The 14,137-nt window shown below is 62.7% G+C and carries 14 protein-coding genes; 3 read left to right on the top strand and 11 right to left on the bottom strand.

What is annotated here, in order from left to right; genetic code table 11:
- Positions 1–264: 264 nt before the first annotated feature.
- The 3 genes from ACTO5E_RS01975 to pfkB all read right to left on the bottom strand — a co-directional run bounded on the left by ACTO5E_RS01975 (position 265) and on the right by pfkB (position 3,850).
- On the bottom strand, positions 265–1,410 hold the full coding sequence (locus ACTO5E_RS01975; RefSeq protein ID WP_482301120.1) for a toxic anion resistance protein: 1,146 nt from the start codon (positions 1,408–1,410) through the stop codon (positions 265–267).
- 193 nt (positions 1,411–1,603) lie between these two features.
- Entirely contained in the window at positions 1,604–2,722 is a 1,119-nt protein-coding gene (locus ACTO5E_RS01980) for a 5-bromo-4-chloroindolyl phosphate hydrolysis family protein (RefSeq protein ID WP_482301122.1), read from the bottom strand.
- 201 nt (positions 2,723–2,923) lie between these two features.
- The gene (gene pfkB, locus ACTO5E_RS01985; protein WP_482301123.1) at positions 2,924–3,850 is read right to left on the bottom strand and encodes a 1-phosphofructokinase; all 927 of its coding nucleotides are present in this window, start codon (positions 3,848–3,850) and stop codon (positions 2,924–2,926) included.
- A 186-nt stretch (positions 3,851–4,036) separates the two neighbouring features.
- On the opposite strand from pfkB, the gene ACTO5E_RS01990 reads away from it, so the two are divergent.
- From ACTO5E_RS01990 to ACTO5E_RS02000, 3 genes are all read left to right on the top strand, one after another.
- Positions 4,037–4,372 carry a hypothetical protein gene (locus tag ACTO5E_RS01990; RefSeq protein ID WP_482301125.1) on the top strand — a complete coding sequence of 112 codons (336 nt, stop codon included), beginning with the start codon at positions 4,037–4,039 and terminating at the stop codon, positions 4,370–4,372.
- Positions 4,373–4,687: 315 nt separating this feature from the next.
- Positions 4,688–5,176, top strand: coding sequence for an RNA polymerase sigma factor (locus ACTO5E_RS01995; protein WP_482301127.1), 489 nt, complete (start codon positions 4,688–4,690; stop codon positions 5,174–5,176).
- A gap of 380 nt (positions 5,177–5,556) precedes the next feature.
- On the top strand, positions 5,557–6,372 hold the full coding sequence (locus ACTO5E_RS02000) for a zf-HC2 domain-containing protein (protein ID WP_482301128.1): 816 nt from the start codon (positions 5,557–5,559) through the stop codon (positions 6,370–6,372).
- A gap of 118 nt (positions 6,373–6,490) precedes the next feature.
- On the opposite strand, the gene ACTO5E_RS02005 is transcribed toward ACTO5E_RS02000, so the two are convergent.
- From ACTO5E_RS02005 to recA, 8 genes are all read right to left on the bottom strand, one after another.
- The gene (locus ACTO5E_RS02005) at positions 6,491–7,006 is read right to left on the bottom strand and encodes a Gx transporter family protein (protein WP_482301129.1); all 516 of its coding nucleotides are present in this window, start codon (positions 7,004–7,006) and stop codon (positions 6,491–6,493) included.
- An 18-nt stretch (positions 7,007–7,024) separates the two neighbouring features.
- Positions 7,025–7,420, bottom strand: coding sequence for a NusG domain II-containing protein (locus ACTO5E_RS02010; RefSeq protein WP_482301131.1), 396 nt, complete (start codon positions 7,418–7,420; stop codon positions 7,025–7,027).
- The gene (locus ACTO5E_RS02015; protein ID WP_482301133.1) at positions 7,417–8,571 is read right to left on the bottom strand and encodes an FAD:protein FMN transferase; all 1,155 of its coding nucleotides are present in this window, start codon (positions 8,569–8,571) and stop codon (positions 7,417–7,419) included. The genes ACTO5E_RS02010 and ACTO5E_RS02015 overlap by 4 nt, the downstream gene beginning before the upstream one ends.
- The gene (locus ACTO5E_RS02020; protein ID WP_482301134.1) at positions 8,568–9,185 is read right to left on the bottom strand and encodes a cytidylate kinase-like family protein; all 618 of its coding nucleotides are present in this window, start codon (positions 9,183–9,185) and stop codon (positions 8,568–8,570) included. The genes ACTO5E_RS02015 and ACTO5E_RS02020 overlap by 4 nt, the downstream gene beginning before the upstream one ends.
- A gap of 198 nt (positions 9,186–9,383) precedes the next feature.
- Entirely contained in the window at positions 9,384–11,576 is a 2,193-nt protein-coding gene (locus ACTO5E_RS02025; protein WP_482301136.1) for a polyribonucleotide nucleotidyltransferase, read from the bottom strand.
- Between the two features lie 300 nt (positions 11,577–11,876).
- On the bottom strand, positions 11,877–12,140 hold the full coding sequence (rpsO, locus tag ACTO5E_RS02030) for a 30S ribosomal protein S15 (protein WP_482301138.1): 264 nt from the start codon (positions 12,138–12,140) through the stop codon (positions 11,877–11,879).
- Between the two features lie 190 nt (positions 12,141–12,330).
- Positions 12,331–12,957: a regulatory protein RecX gene (locus ACTO5E_RS02035; RefSeq protein ID WP_482301139.1), complete on the bottom strand. Its 627-nt coding sequence runs from the start codon at positions 12,955–12,957 to the stop codon at positions 12,331–12,333.
- Positions 12,957–14,126, bottom strand: a complete 1,170-nt coding sequence (recA, locus tag ACTO5E_RS02040; RefSeq protein ID WP_482301140.1) for a recombinase RecA — start codon at positions 14,124–14,126, stop codon at positions 12,957–12,959. Before recA ends, ACTO5E_RS02035 begins: the two co-directional genes overlap by 1 nt.
- Positions 14,127–14,137 lie beyond the last annotated feature (11 nt).

Consider the following 14,137-nt stretch of genomic DNA (forward strand, 5'->3'; position numbering starts at 1 on the left):
AGGAGAAGCGCAGCGAGTCGGAGCGAGCGATACGCGAATTGCTCTCCGCTAGGAGGAGGTTGGCCTCTCGCCGGGGCTTTTTCTTTGCGCGGGATGCCGCTGGCTGGCAGGAGAAGCGCAGCGAGTCGGAGCGAGCGATACGCGAATTGCTCTCCGCTAGGAGGAGGTTGGCCTCTCGCCGGGGCTTTTTCTTTGCGCGGGATGCCGCTAGGTGGCAGGAGAAACGTAGCGAGTCGGAGCGAGCGATACGCGAACTGCTCTCCGCTAGGAGTGGATGTCGAGGAGCTTTTGTTTGAGTTCGCCTTCCAGGCGGCCCAGCTCCTGCTCGGCGGCGCGGCGTTTGGCCCGGCCCTCGTCCTGAATCTTTACCACCTCGTCCAGGGTCTGGATGAGGCTCAGGTTGGTGTGGCGCAGGGTCTCCATGTCCACCACCCCGCGCTCGGTCTCCCGGGCGGTCTCGATGGTGCTCATCTTCAGCTTGTCGGCGTTTTTGCGCAGCAGCTCGTTGGTCATGTCTGTGACCTCACGCTGGGCCCGCACTGCCTGCTCGCTGTGGGCCAGACCCAAGGCCAGGACCATCTGGGACTTCCACAGGGGAATGGTGTTCACCAGGGTGGACTGGATTTTGTCGCTCATGAGCTTGTCGTTGTTTTGCACCAGGCGGATCTGGGGGGACATCTGTACGCTGACCATGCGGGTCAGCTCCAGGTCGTGGAGCTTCTTTTCAAAGCTGTCGCACTGCTGGGCAAAGTCGTTGGCGGCCTGGGCGTCTTCGGCAAGGCCGGACTGGCGGGCCCGCTGCTTCATCTGCTCCAGGGTGGTGGCCCGCTCTTGCTGAAGCTTCTTTTTGCCCGCGATAATGTACATGGAGAGCTCTTTATGGTAGTTGAGGTTCATGTCGTAGAGCTTATCCAGCATGACCACGTCCTTCATCAGCTGGACCTGGTGGCTCTCAAGAGCGGCGGCGATTTTGTTGACATTCACCTCAGCGCTGTCGTAGCGGGCCTTCATGGCCACGATTTTGTTGCTGGAATTTTTGAAGAAGCCGAAAAAGCCCTTCTTCTCCTCCTCGTCAATGTCAAAGCCCTTGAGCTCTACCACCAGATTGCTGATCTGGTCCCCGACCTCGCCCAGGTCTTTGGTGCGCACATTGTTCAGGGCGGTGTCGGAGAAGGAGGCGATCTTCTTTTGGGCGGCGGAGCCGTACTGCATGACCAGGGTGCTGTTTTGCAGGTCGATCTTCTGGGAGAAGTCGTCTACCATTTTCTGCTCCTCGGGGGTGAGAATGCTCTCGTCCAGGGTGGTGATCTGGGGCTCCTCCGGGGGGGCGGGCTGCTCCTGGGCCTCAGGGTCCAGGGTGAGCGTGGGCATGGTTGGCTCTTCCAGGGTCAGTTTGATCTCGTTTTCCATCCTTACAACCTCATTTCCTGAATTTATTTTATATCTGAGATGTTACAGGTTATTTTGCGGTTTCTTAAAGATTTTTTAAGCCGGGGCTGCTGCGGCCGGGTTATGCAGTACTCTTTCCGCCCAGGATGACCCGAAGGGCCGTCTGCTTGCTCCGGCGCGCGCTCCATTCTCCGCCTGATATTCATGCTCTTTCTCATCTGCCGGGCCGGTTCTCCTCCACAAAGCCCTCTTGCTTGAGCATGGTCTCGAACACGGTGATGTCCGCTGAGATGTCCATGGCCTCGTCGGTGAACAGGGAGTCCAGCTGCTTTTCAAAGGCGTCGGCCACGGTGTGCATCATGCCCGCGATGTTGAACAGGGTGGAGGTGATGTTCTCCCCCTTTACCGACTGCTTGGAGAGCTGCTCGTAGCTGCCCAGCAGCTTGAGGGTGGTGGGCAGGTAGTAGTTCATGAATTTACGGATTTGAGGGGCCTTGCCCGGGTGCTTGGCAATATAGTTGAAGATGTCCGCCGAGGCCCGCTCCATGCGGTCGATGTCTGCGGACAGGGCCTCGTCGGGGATGGCGTCGTTGGCGGCCCGGAGCTTTTTGATCATATCGTGGCCCTCGTTGATGATCTTATCCACCTCTGGGTTGCCGGTGGCGGATTTTTTCTCGGGCTCGGGCTCTTTTTTGGCCTGGGGCTCAGGCTGAGGCTGGGGCTTTGGCTCTTGGGCCTGAACGGGCGCCAGCTGCTTTTTGCCCCGGAACAGCGCCCCGGACAGCAGAAACACCAGCAGCACCACAATGCCGAACACCGCGAACTCTGCGGGCTCGGTCATCTGGGCGTTGAGGGCGTAGAGAAGGGCTGCGGCGCCGGTGATGTAATATTTGGCCGGACTGCCCATGTGCACCACCTTCATGGGGGGCATTTGGGGGGCAGGGGCCGGCGTGACCCCTGCGGGGGGCCGGTGGGGCTGGGCCCGGGGCCCGGTGTAGGCCGTGCGGCCCTGGCGGACCCCAGGGCCCGGCTGGGGCGCCCGGGGCGGCTGGGGGGCCGGGCCGGGCTGAGGGGGCCGGGGAGGCTGGCCGGGCTGGGGATACCGGTAGCGGTAGGTTTGCTGGGTTTGGGGGGGCTGGCTGTTCTGCTGGTAATTCTGGGCGGCAGCGTTGACTGTGTGCAGGGCCGCGTCAATGCCCGCGGCGGCTTTGCCCAGGCCCTCGGCCAGCTTGTCGGCCCCGGGCAGATTGATGCCGTTGAGGGTGCGGTACATCTGAGAGCTGCGGTATTCGTTTTCCACCGGCCTTCCGCCGTGGTTCCCTTTCTGATTCATAATACTCCCCCTGGCGGCAGATTCTTGCCGCGCGGTATGATTTTTCTGGCGGACAGGGTGGGTCTTCTAACACCCCATCTTTATTTTACGGTTTCTTTCCCGCTGTGTCAACTTAATTTTCTGTAAACATCCTCTGACAGGACCGGCAGTCTGGCTAAGGGGTGGGAAGGGGCTGCTGTAGGGTTCTGGGCAGGCGTATTGTCAGCATGCCGGACTGGCGAAGCTTTGCCGGTACAGCTCCTTTACCGCGTCTCCGGAGGCAATGCCCTGGGTGAAGGCCGTGGCCGCGCCTGCGGCCAGACCCCAGTCCAGGGCGTCGCTCAGGCTGCGGGTGCTCTCCCAGCCGTAGAGGAAGCCGGCCACCATGGAGTCTCCCGCGCCCACTGAGGAGACCTCTTTGCCGGGCAGAGCCTGCCGGCGCAGGGTCTGGCCCTGCTCTGTCAATAGCAGGGCCCCCTGGCCGCCCAGAGAGACCAGCACGTTTTTGGGGCCCATATGCTGTAGTCTTTCGGCCCAGCGCAGCAGGTCCCGCTCCTCCGGCAGGGGCTGGCCGGCCAGCTCCTCCAGCTCCTGCCGGTTGGGCTTGACCAGAAAGGGCCGGACGGCAAGGCCCTCTTGCAGGGCGGGGCCCGAGGCGTCCAGCACCACCTCAACCCCTGCGGGCGCGGTTTTGGCCAAGCGCACATAGGCGTCCGCCGGCAGGCCCGCGGGCAGGCTGCCGGAGAGCACCAGAATGTCCCCCGGGCGCAGGGCCGCTGCCAGACGCTGCTCCATCCGGTCCAGGTCTTCGCCGGTGAGGGCGGGACCTGTGCCGTTGAGGCCGGTCTCGGGCCCGCCGGGGGGCAGCAGCTTCAGGTTCAGCCGGGTGAGGCCCTGGCTGAGGGTGAAAAAGTCGTGGGGGCACCCGGCCTGGTCCAGCATGGCGCAAAGCTCCTGGCCGGTAAAGCCTGCGGCTATGCCAATGGCCAGGGTGCGGGCGCCCAGGCCGGAGAGCAGCAGCGAGACATTGACCCCCTTGCCCCCTGGCAGCAGCCGGAGCTCCTCATAGCGGTTTTCTTGGCCGGGGACCAGCTGCCGGGGGGTCAGGTAGCAGTCCAGAGCCGGGTTCAGCGTGACGGTGCAGATCATAATATATCATACCCTCCTGGTCTTACAGGTTTCTTAAAGTATTCTATCATTTTGAAAAAATTTTTGCAATCTTTTGGGTACAGGTATTTTTTGCGATTTTCGGGCCATGCTACTCCAAGAGAAAAAATTCAGGGCGGCGGGGGACGCTGCGGCTGCTGCCGCTGCCTGGGTAAAGAGGGATTCATTATGTTGAAAAAACGCATACTTGCATTTTGCCTGTGCCTGGCCGCCGCCGCGGCTTTGACCGGCTGCGGGGACGGAAAGGTGCAGAGCACCGTGTCTGAGGTGGTCTCGCGGCTGGGGGACGATGTGAGCGAGACGGTGAGCCGGGTGGAGTCGGCCCTGGACCATATGGACGGCAGCGAGGCCTCCAGTGGGCTGGACGGCAACCTGGACAGCGACCTGGCTGACGACGGGGTGGTAAGCGGGGACGAGGACAGCTCCCGCTTGGACCGGGACGAGGACGGCTCCCGGCTGGACGAGGACGAGAGCAGCAGTCAGGCCAGCGGCAAGGACCGGTGACAGATGGCAGGCAAAAACGCGGAGAGAGGACGCATCCCTTGGGGAAGGCGTCCTCTCTTTGCGTTTTTTCTGCGGGGGGATGGGGGTGGACCTTCCCGCTGGTTTATGCTAAAATGGGGTTTGATTGGGCGGGGCGGGTGTAGTTGGCTGCGTTGGTTCTGTCAGCCCGGGATTGTGGGGGGATTTTTTAGGTTTTGGACATGTCTCGGGTTTGCTTGGGATTTTTTTTGACAGAGGGGGACATTTTTTGCGGGAAGCTGTAACGTTCTGCCTTGCAGCCGGTCATACCCATGTCAGCAGAGAGGAGGGGACCCCTTGGACCACGACCTGGAAGCTTTGTACCACGATTATTATCAAGCTGTATACAGCTATACCCTGCGCCTGGCCCGGGACAGGCATCTGGCCGAGGAGGTTACCCAGGAGGCCTTTTTTAAGGCCATGAAGTCCATTGACAGCTTTCGGGGGCAGTGCCAGATGCGGGTGTGGCTGTGCCAGATTGCCAAAAACACCTACTACAGCCTGGCGGAGAAGCGCCGCCGCGCCGGTCCTCCGCCTGAGGAGGACTGGCCGGACAGCACGGACCTGGAGGAGCGGTTCTCGGACAAGGAGATGGCGCTGGCCGTGCACCGGGCCCTGCACCAGCTGGAGGAGCCCTATCGGGAGGTGTTTTGGCTGCGGGCCTTGGGGGAGCTGAGCTTTGCCCAGATTGCGGGGCTGTTCGGCAAAACCGAGAGCTGGGCCCGGGTGACCTATCACCGGGCCAAGCTGAAGATTCGCGCCCGGATGGAGGACTGGGAAGGCTGACGGCGCGCCTTTGGGGCAGGCCGGCCCCTGTCAGGCAAAAATCATTTTTTGGAGCTTGTACGGATCAGGGCTTGTTCCCATAAGCTGAGTATGGAGATTTTTGAGCAGATTCCAGTCAGAAATTCCCAGAGCTGCTTGCAAGACTTATGTGCCTTGCGCACCTCAGGAATTTTTGGCGCGGAGGATGGCAAAGGCCGGCCAAAAAGGCCCGTGGGAACACTGATGTGAGCACGCCCCAGGAGCTGTGTCTGGGGTTTTGAGCGGATTCGGCTGTTGGCGGGCTGCGGGACCATGTGGGTTCTTGGGGCCGGGCATTGGCCGGATTTGCGAAAAGGCGGGCACAGGCTCTTAGAACATAACCGCCAGAAAGGAGCATGCAAATGTCAAACAAATACCCCTGCTCGTTGATTCAGGACCTTCTGCCCCTTTATCATGACAGCGTCTGCGCCGGCGAGACCCAGGCCGCGGTGGAGGACCACCTGCAGGACTGCCAGAGCTGTCAGGCCGCGTATCAGACTCTTTTGCAGTCTGACAAGGTGGAGCCCGACTGCCCGGAGCCCCCTCAGGCTGAGGCCATCCGGCAGGTGCGGGGGCAGTTCCGGCGGCGGGCCATGGCCCTTTGCCTGACCGTGCTGGTGGTGATGACGCTGATGTTTACCGCTGTTATTGTGTGGATGAACACCTCCACGGTCCTGCTGCCCAAGGACATGGTAAAGGCCACGGGGTCTTTCAACAAGGATGGCGAAAAGGCTTACCGCTTCTGGTTTCGGTACGACTCAAGCTATAGCAGCCGGTATTATACCCCGGGGCGGGTGGTCACCTTTGGGGGCGACGTGACCATAGACGGCAAGCAGGAGCGGGTGCTGGTGTTCAGCCGGCGCATCACAGTGTGGGAGTCCGCCTGGTATGACCTGACCGCCACGGAGGAGGAAAAGGCCCCCAGACGCAACGAGCTGGAATATCCAGCAGAAGCCCTTGAGGATGTGATTCCTGTGGCCTGGAAGGACTGGAACGGCAGGTTTTATGGCAACACGCCGCCGGCTGAGCTGTTTCATGAGGGCTACATTTTCGACTATGTTTACTTTGCCCCTGACTGCACCCTGCTGGAAGGGTTGGAGGTGCTTACCGCAGAGCAGAGAGGGGAGCTTTTGGCGGAAAAGGCGGTGCTGGTGAGCAGCCGGCCTTATCTCAGGTAGAGCTGAAGGCGGTGGGGCGGACGCCTCACGGAAAAAGCCGGCGGACCGCGTTTTCGCGCTCCGCCGGCTTTTATAGTAAACCTGCTTGAAAAATCGCCTTTTTTGAACCGCGTTAACGCTATCTTCGCAGAAGGTAGCGGCTCAGCTTTTGCAGGGGGGGGAGGGTCAGCTTCAGCGTTGTGCCGGTGAGCAGCCCTGTCAGCAGGCCATACCCCAGCAGAAAGGGGCCATAGGCAAGCGCCGCCGGGGATGTCAGCACACAGGCCACCCCCAGCTGGGCCAGATTGTGCCCCAACGCCCCCCACACCCCGGTAACCGCCAGCCCGGCAGAGGTCTTTGTCAGCGCCAGCCACATGAGCGAGGCGCTGACCAGCCCCCCGCACAGGCTCATCAGCCCTGCCGTCAGCCCCCGGGTGAGAAAGCCAAAGCCCGCCTTTACCACTGCCACTGCCAGGGCCCAGGGCAGGCCCAGGCACCCGGCGGCGTACATGGTCGCCAGGTTGGAGAGCCCCAGCCGGGCCCCGGGGGGCATACCCGGCAGAGGGGGCAGCAGGCCCTCTAAAAAGGAGAGGGCCAGGGCCAGGGCTCCCAGCAGCCCTGCCAGAGCGATGGAGCCGGATTTTGGTTGTCTCATGGCCCGCCTCCTTCCGCTTTAATAGGTTTCCGCGTCTGCGCCGGCCGGGCCTCCCTCCAGCCGCAGCACCACCCGGGCGGGCAGGCACACGGCGCAGTCCCCGGCCTGGGTGAGCCAGCCGGTGCGCTGGCAGCTTTTGTCCGGGCAGCCGGCCTCTATGACCCGGGCGCCCTGGGGGGAGAGCTCTACTGTCACCTGCAGGCCCCCGGCTCCGGCGGCGGTCAGGGTCTCCGGCTTGCTCAGCAGCCGGAGCTCCCGCCGGGCCAGCTCCCTGCCCTCCGCCTCGACCACGGCCACTGCCCCTGCCGGGGCCAACCGGGTCCACAGCAGCAGGCCCCCTGCTGCCAGAACCAGGACCAGAAGCAAGGGCAGCTCCCGGCGGGTGAGAAGCTTTCGTCCGGTGAGCGGGCTCATGGCAGGGCCTCCATGGTGTAGCCCGGGGCGGTGAGGCGGAAGCGTTCTCTCAGCCCTGGGGTGGCGGCGACCCTGCGGTCGTTGGTGACAAACACACCCTGGGCCCCGTATTCCTCCAACAGCGCCAGAGCCTCTTCTAAGCCCAGCACAAAGCAGGCTGTGGCCAGGCCGTCGCTCAGGGCCCCGGAGTCCTGGCACCACACGGTGACAGAGGTCAGCCCGCTCTCCGCAGGGTACCCGGTGCGGGGGTCCAGCAGGTGGCAGTAGGTGCGGCCGTCCTGCTGGAAAAATTTCTCATAGCTGCCGGAGGTGGACACAAAGCCCCCGGGGAGCTCCAACACCCCCAGGCTCCCCTCCCCCTCCGGGCTTCGGACGCTGACCCGGAAGTCTTTGCCGTCCGGCTTCTTGCCGTACAGCCCAATGCTGCCCCCCACGGCAACGACAGCCCCCTTTATCCCGGCGCGGCGGTATTCCTCCAGCGCCGTGTCGCAGGCCGCGCCCTTGCCGACAGCCCCCAGGTCGATGGACATGCCGGGGTCCAGCAGAGCCGCTGCCTGTTCCAATGGGGCCGCGTTCCCGTCGAACAACTCCCGGGAGACAGAGGTCAGTTCAAAAAAGGCCTCCTCCCCGGTAACCAGCCTGTCATAGCCCACCAGAGTCAGGGCCGCTTTCAGCTCCTGGGGGGCTGGCAGGCGGGGCTCGCTGTCAAAGCTCCACAGGCGGGAAACCGGGCCGATGGTGGGGTCGAAGGCCCCGCCGCTTTTTCTGCTCAGGTCCAACAGCTGGTCCAGCAGGCCCCCTATGGCGGGGGGCAGGGAGACGGGCGCTGTCCCCGCGGCCTGGTTCAGCAGAAAGACCGCGCCCTTCCGCCCCCCCTGAGACTGAGAGGCCTCCTCCCGCCAGGTGAGCTCTCCTTCCAGGGCATCCACCGCCCAGGCGGCTTGGCGGGCGGCCTCCTCCCCGCCGGGCCCCCACAGGGTCTGGCGCACATAGCTGCCCATGGAGAAGGTATCCAGCTGGCAGCTGGCGTTGCGGGCCCGCAGCGCCCACAGGCCTGCCGCCAAACCAAGGGCCAGAACCAGGGCCAGCGCAAGGACAAAAAAACGGGCCCGCTTGCCCAAAGGCAGGCGGGCTTTTGCGTCAGGCTTCATCTGTCCAGCTTGCGGGCGGCGTCAATGAGCAGCTCGACTGCCTGGTCAATGGTGAAGCGGGAGGTGTCGATGGTGACGTCATAGTTTTGCAGGTCGTCCCAGCGTTTGTTGGAGTAAAAATTGTAGTAGTTGGCCCGCTGTTTGTCCTTTTTGGTGACAAAATCCCCGGCCTTGCGCTCCTCGCAGTCCTTTTTGGCAATGGAGCGGCGGATGCGCTCCTCCTTATTGGCGTGGACGAATACATTCAGGCAGTTGTCGTGCTCGCGGAGAATATAGTCGGCGCAGCGGCCAATGACCACGCAGGGCCCCTCGGCAGCAGCCTTTTTGATGATGTCGGACTGGATGATGAACAGCTTGTCGTTAATGGGCATCTCGTTGATGCCGGGCACCCGGGCCCCAAAGGAGTAGCTGCCCATGACCATGGAATAGAGCAGGCTGCTGGTGGCCTTTTCGTCGGCGTGGGCAAACACCTCCTCAGAGAGGCCGCTCTGCTTGGCGGCCATGGCGATCAGGGCCTTGTCGTAGAAGGGCACATTCAGCTGGCGGGCCAGCTTTTCGCCCACCTCGTGGCCTCCGCTGCCGAACTGACGGGAAATGGTGATAACGGGCAACATAGTGAATCCCCCTTTTTGATAGGATATGGGTAGAGCGGATTGGGAAACCGGACACTTTCTCTATTTATAATATAGCTTATTTTGGTGAAAAAGTCAACCATAACATGAAAAAAACTACAAGGCTTTCAGAGGGGGCGCAAAAACCCCCGGGGGACTGGGCCCTCCGGGGGTTGGTTGCCGCTATTTTACAGGCTGGGCTTACCGCCGGTCATGGTCTCTTCTGGGGGGACGGCGGTCCCGGCTGTCCCGGTCCCGGCGGGGGGGCCGGTCGCTGACGTCGTTTTCAGGCACGGCTCCGTCCAGGTCGATGAGGGCGTCCCGGCGGGACAGGTTCAGGCGGCCTTTGTCGTCAATCTCCAATACCTTTACCTTCACCACATCGCCCACGTTCACCACGTCCTCCACCTTTTCGGTGCGCTTCACGTCCAGGCGGGAGATGTGCACCAGACCCTCTTTGCCCGGGGCGATCTCTACAAAGGCCCCGAAGTCCATCAGACGGGTGACCCGGCCGTTGTAGTAGCTGCCCGGCTCCGGGTCGTTGACAATGGTGTCCACAATGTCCATAGCCCGGCGGCATTTCTCAATGTCCAGGCCGGAGATGAACACATGGCCGTCCTCCTCCACGTCCATGGTGATCTCGCACTCGGCGCAGATCTTCTGGATGACCTTGCCGCCGGTGCCGATGACCTCCCGGATTTTGTCCACGGGAATCTGCATACTGAGCATCTTGGGGGCATAGGGGGACAGCTGGGGCCGGACCTGGGGAATGGCCTTCAGCATGACCTCGTCGATAATATAGTTGCGGGCCTTGTGGGTCTTCTCCAGGGCCTCCTTCACCATTTCAGGCAGCAGGCCGCTGATCTTCAGGTCCATCTGGATGGCGGTGATGCCCTTTTTGGTGCCGCCCACCTTGAAGTCCATGTCGCCGAAGAAGTCCTCGACCCCCTGGATGTCCACCATGGTCATCCAGCGGTCGCCCTCGGTGATCAGGCCGCAGGAGATGCCGGCCACCGGGGCCTTGATGGGCACGCCCGCGTCCATAAGGGCCAGGGTGGAGCCGCAGATGGAGGCCTGGGAGGTGGAGCCGTTGGAGCTGAGCACCTCGCTGACCAGACGGATGGTGTAGGGGAATTCGTCCAGGGTCGGCACCACCGGCACCAGGGCCCGCTCGGCCAGGGCGCCGTGGCCGATCTCCCGCCGGCCGGGGCCCCGGCTGGGCCGGGTTTCGCCCACAGAGTAGGAGGGGAAGTTGTAGTGGTGGATGTAGCGCTTGCTCTCCTCCTCGTCAATGCCGTCCAGCAGCTGGTTGTCCCGGATGGAGCCCAGGGTGGCCACGGTGAGCACCTGGGTCTGGCCCCGGGTGAACATGCCGGAGCCGTGGGTGCGGGGCAGCAGGGCCACCTCGGCGGCTAAGGGCCGCATGTCGTCCATGCCCCGGCCGTCTACCCGCTTCTGCTCGTCCAGCAGCCAGCGGCGCACCACATATTTCTGGGTTTTATAGAGGCACTCGTCGATTTTGGCCTCCTGCTCGGGATACTCCGGGTCAAAACGCTCGTGCACCTTGTCGTAGACCGGACGCAGCCGGGCGTCGCGCACGGTTTTGTCGTCCGTGTCCATGGCGGCGCGGACGTCCGCCTCGGCAAAGGCCTTGACCGCCTCGAACATCTCCGGCTCGGGCTCGTTGCTGGGGTAGTCGAACTTCTCCTTGCCGATTTCGGCCTGGATGCCCTGAATAAACTGAAGAATATGCTGGTTGGCATGATGCCCGGCCATAATGCCGTTGTACATGACCTCGTCGCTGACCTCGTTGGCCCCGGCCTCAATCATGGCGATGCGCTCGGTGGTGGAGGCCACGGTGACGGCCATCTCAGAGACCTTGCGCTGGGCGGCGGTGGGGTTGATGACGAATTCTCCGTCCACCAGGCCCACGGAGACCCCGGAGATAGGGCCGCTCCAGGGGATGTCGGAGATGGTGAGGGCAATGGAGGTGCCCACCATGGCGGCAATCTCCGGGGAGCAGTCCTGGTCTACGGACATGACGGTGCAGACAATGGACACGTCGTTGCGCATGTCCTTAGGGAACAGGGGGCGGATGGGCCGGTCGATGACCCGGCACACCAGAGTGGCCTTTTCGCTGGGACGGCCCTCCCGCTTTAAAAAGGAGCCGGGAATTTTGCCCACGGAGTAGAGCTTTTCCTCAAAATCCACCGAGAGGGGGAAGAAGTCGATGCCGTCCCGGGGCTTGGCCGAGGCGGTGGCCGCCACATGCACCACGGTGTCGCCATAGCGCACCAGGCACTCGCCGTTGGCCAGCTGGGCCATTTTGCCGGTTTCAATCACCAGGGGGCGTCCGGCAAAGTCCGTTTCGTAGCGCTTAAAATTCTCAAACATGATGGAATATCCTTTCTCCCCCGGAGCGGGGGCGAGTGACGGCCCCCTGCCGGCCCTGTTTGACAAATAAACCGGCCGGAGCCGTGGGGGCTTCTTTTTAAAAGGGGGAATGAAAGAAGGAGGGGGCCCCGGCCGGTTTATTTGTAAAACAGGTCCCGATGGAGGACCGCTGAATATTTTGCTGGCGGATGTGCTGGGAAAATCCGGATCGCAAAGAGTAATAAGCGAAGGGGGCGGCGGCTGCCAGCGGGCAAAACCGCCGCCCTCGTTCATCCACTTATTACGAAGGACGGGCAGAGCTTACTTACGGATGCCCAGCTGCGCGATAATGGAGCGGTAGCGCTCGATATCGATTTTGATCAGATAGTTGAGCAGGCTGCGGCGCTGGCCTACCATTTTCAGCAGGCCCCGGCGGGAGTGATGGTCCTTTTTGTTCACCCGCAGATGGTCGGTCAGGTCGTTGATGCGCTTGGTGAGCACCGCGATCTGCACCTCGGGGGAGCCGGTGTCCCCCTCGTGGCGGGCATACTTCTGGATGATTTCGGTCTTTTCCACTTTGGTCATGCGATTCACCTTTTTCCGCGGAACGGGCAGGGCCCGCGTATACCGCTGTAATATTCACCCGTCCCCACAGGCTGGGTCGGTGTTTCCCGGGTCCGAGGGGTGGGCATCCTTAGTATTGTAGCACACTTGGGGCTGTTTGTAAAGTGGGATAAGGGGAAAAAGCAGGGGCCGGAGGGGGGCGGTTTTTTTCTTATTCCTCAAATTCCCCAAAATCCTCCTCCCGGCGCATACCCTCCCGGATTTGCCCGTAGCTGTAGCCCATGCGCTGCAGGGCCGCAAAGGCCCGGCGGCGGGTGCGCTCGTCCTCTTGCCAGCCAGAATATTTTTTCTCCAGGATGGCGGCGATATTCTCTTGGGCCAGCTCCCCGGCGTATTCCTCCACCAGCTCGTCGATCAGCTCGCTGGAAATGCCCTTTTGCCGCAGCTCCTGGCGGACCCGCATGGCCCCGTAGCGTTTGCGCTGGAACAGCTCTTTGGCCTTGCGCCGGGCGTAGGCCTCGTCGTTTACCAGGCCCAGCTCCTCCATGCGCTGGGCGGCGCTTTGAGCGGCCTCCCGGCTGGCGGCGGTGCGGGCGATTTTATCGGCCAGCTCCTTTTTCGAGTGGTCCCGGTGTTCCAGCAGGTACAGGGCTTTTTCGTTGGCCCGGCGGGCGTCGGAGGCCAGAATCAGCTGGCGGAGCGTCTCGTCGGTGATCTGGTCCCCGGGCCTGAGGCCTGAGCGCAGGAAGGTCTCTGTGTCAATTTTCACAGCGGCCTCGCCGTCAATAAACAGCTGGGTCAGGCGTTTGCGCCGGGGCTCGGCGGCAGTCAGCTCCATCAGTCGTCCACCGTAATGTCAAGGCTCAGGTCCGGCTCGCTGGCCGGAGGCGGAGCAGCGGGGACCGGGGGCTCCTCGGCGGCACGGGCGGAGGCCGCTGCTGCCGCTGCCTTTGCCCCGGGCTTTTTGAACAGCTTGTCCACGTTCTCTCGCACAGCGGCCTCGATCTCTCCGGCCACTTGGGGATTGGAGGCCAGGAAGTCCTTCACCTTTTCGCGGCCCTGGCCAATGCGCTCGCCGTTGTAGGAGAACCAGGAGCCGCTTTTTTGCACGATCTCCAGCTGGACGGCAATGTCTACCAGCTCGCCGGTGCGGGAGATGCCCTGGCCGTACAGCACGTCGAACTCGGCTGTGCGGAAGGGGGAGGCCACCTTGTTCTTCACCACCCGGGCCTTGGTGTGGGAGCCGATAATGTCGGTGCCGTTTTTCAGCACCTCGCCCTTGCGCACGTCGATGCGCACAGAGGAGTAGAATTTCAGCGCCCTGCCGCCGGGGGTGACCTCTGGGTTGCCGTACATAACGCCCACCTTCTCCCGCAGCTGGTTGATGAAAACCGCCACGCAGTTGGACTTGGCAATGGCGCCGGCCAGCTTGCGCAGGGCCTGGCTCATGAGCCTTGCCTGCAGGCCCACATGGGAGTCGCCCATCTCGCCCTCAATCTCCGCCCGGGGCACCAGGGCGGCCACGGAGTCGATGACAATCACGTCGATGGCGTTGGAGCGCACCAGGGCCTCGGTAATCTCCAGGGCCTGCTCGCCGGTGTCCGGCTGGGACACCAGCAGGCTCTCAATGTCCACCCCCAGGGCCTCGGCGTAAACCGGGTCCAGGGCGTGCTCCACGTCGATAAAGGCGGCGTTGCCCCCCATTTTCTGCCCCTCGGCAATGCAGTGCAGGGCCAGGGTGGTTTTGCCCGAGGACTCGGGGCCGTAGATTTCCACAATCCGGCCCCGGGGGAGCCCGCCGATGCCCAGGGCCAGGTCCAGAGAAAGGGAGCCGGTGGGGATGGCCTCCAGGTTCAGGGGGGAGTCGGCGCCCAGGCGCATGACCGCGCCGTCGCCGAACTGCTTTTTGATTTGGGACAGGGCGGTTTGCAGGGCCTTGTCCTTCTCCGCCTTATCGATATTTTTATCGGCCCGGGTAGAGATGGGGGGCTGTTTTTTTTCTGCCATAGCGAATCATA

Source organism: Acutalibacter sp., assembly GCF_056800975.1.

Excerpts from the sequence above, each read along its gene's own strand:
- ACTO5E_RS01975 (WP_482301120.1), bottom strand. The coding sequence starts at position 1,410 with ATGGAAAACGAGATCAAACTGACCCTGGAAGAGCCAACCATGCCCACG.
- ACTO5E_RS01980 (WP_482301122.1), bottom strand. The coding sequence starts at position 2,722 with ATGAATCAGAAAGGGAACCACGGCGGAAGGCCGGTGGAAAACGAATAC.
- pfkB (WP_482301123.1), bottom strand. The coding sequence starts at position 3,850 with ATGATCTGCACCGTCACGCTGAACCCGGCTCTGGACTGCTACCTGACC.
- ACTO5E_RS01990 (WP_482301125.1), top strand. The coding sequence starts at position 4,037 with ATGTTGAAAAAACGCATACTTGCATTTTGCCTGTGCCTGGCCGCCGCC.
- ACTO5E_RS02000 (WP_482301128.1), top strand. The coding sequence starts at position 5,557 with ATGTCAAACAAATACCCCTGCTCGTTGATTCAGGACCTTCTGCCCCTT.
- ACTO5E_RS02005 (WP_482301129.1), bottom strand. The coding sequence starts at position 7,006 with ATGAGACAACCAAAATCCGGCTCCATCGCTCTGGCAGGGCTGCTGGGA.
- ACTO5E_RS02010 (WP_482301131.1), bottom strand. The coding sequence starts at position 7,420 with ATGAGCCCGCTCACCGGACGAAAGCTTCTCACCCGCCGGGAGCTGCCC.
- ACTO5E_RS02015 (WP_482301133.1), bottom strand. The coding sequence starts at position 8,571 with ATGAAGCCTGACGCAAAAGCCCGCCTGCCTTTGGGCAAGCGGGCCCGT.
- ACTO5E_RS02020 (WP_482301134.1), bottom strand. The coding sequence starts at position 9,185 with ATGTTGCCCGTTATCACCATTTCCCGTCAGTTCGGCAGCGGAGGCCAC.
- ACTO5E_RS02025 (WP_482301136.1), bottom strand. The coding sequence starts at position 11,576 with ATGTTTGAGAATTTTAAGCGCTACGAAACGGACTTTGCCGGACGCCCC.
- rpsO (WP_482301138.1), bottom strand. The coding sequence starts at position 12,140 with ATGACCAAAGTGGAAAAGACCGAAATCATCCAGAAGTATGCCCGCCAC.
- ACTO5E_RS02035 (WP_482301139.1), bottom strand. The coding sequence starts at position 12,957 with ATGGAGCTGACTGCCGCCGAGCCCCGGCGCAAACGCCTGACCCAGCTG.
- recA (WP_482301140.1), bottom strand. The coding sequence starts at position 14,126 with ATGGCAGAAAAAAAACAGCCCCCCATCTCTACCCGGGCCGATAAAAAT.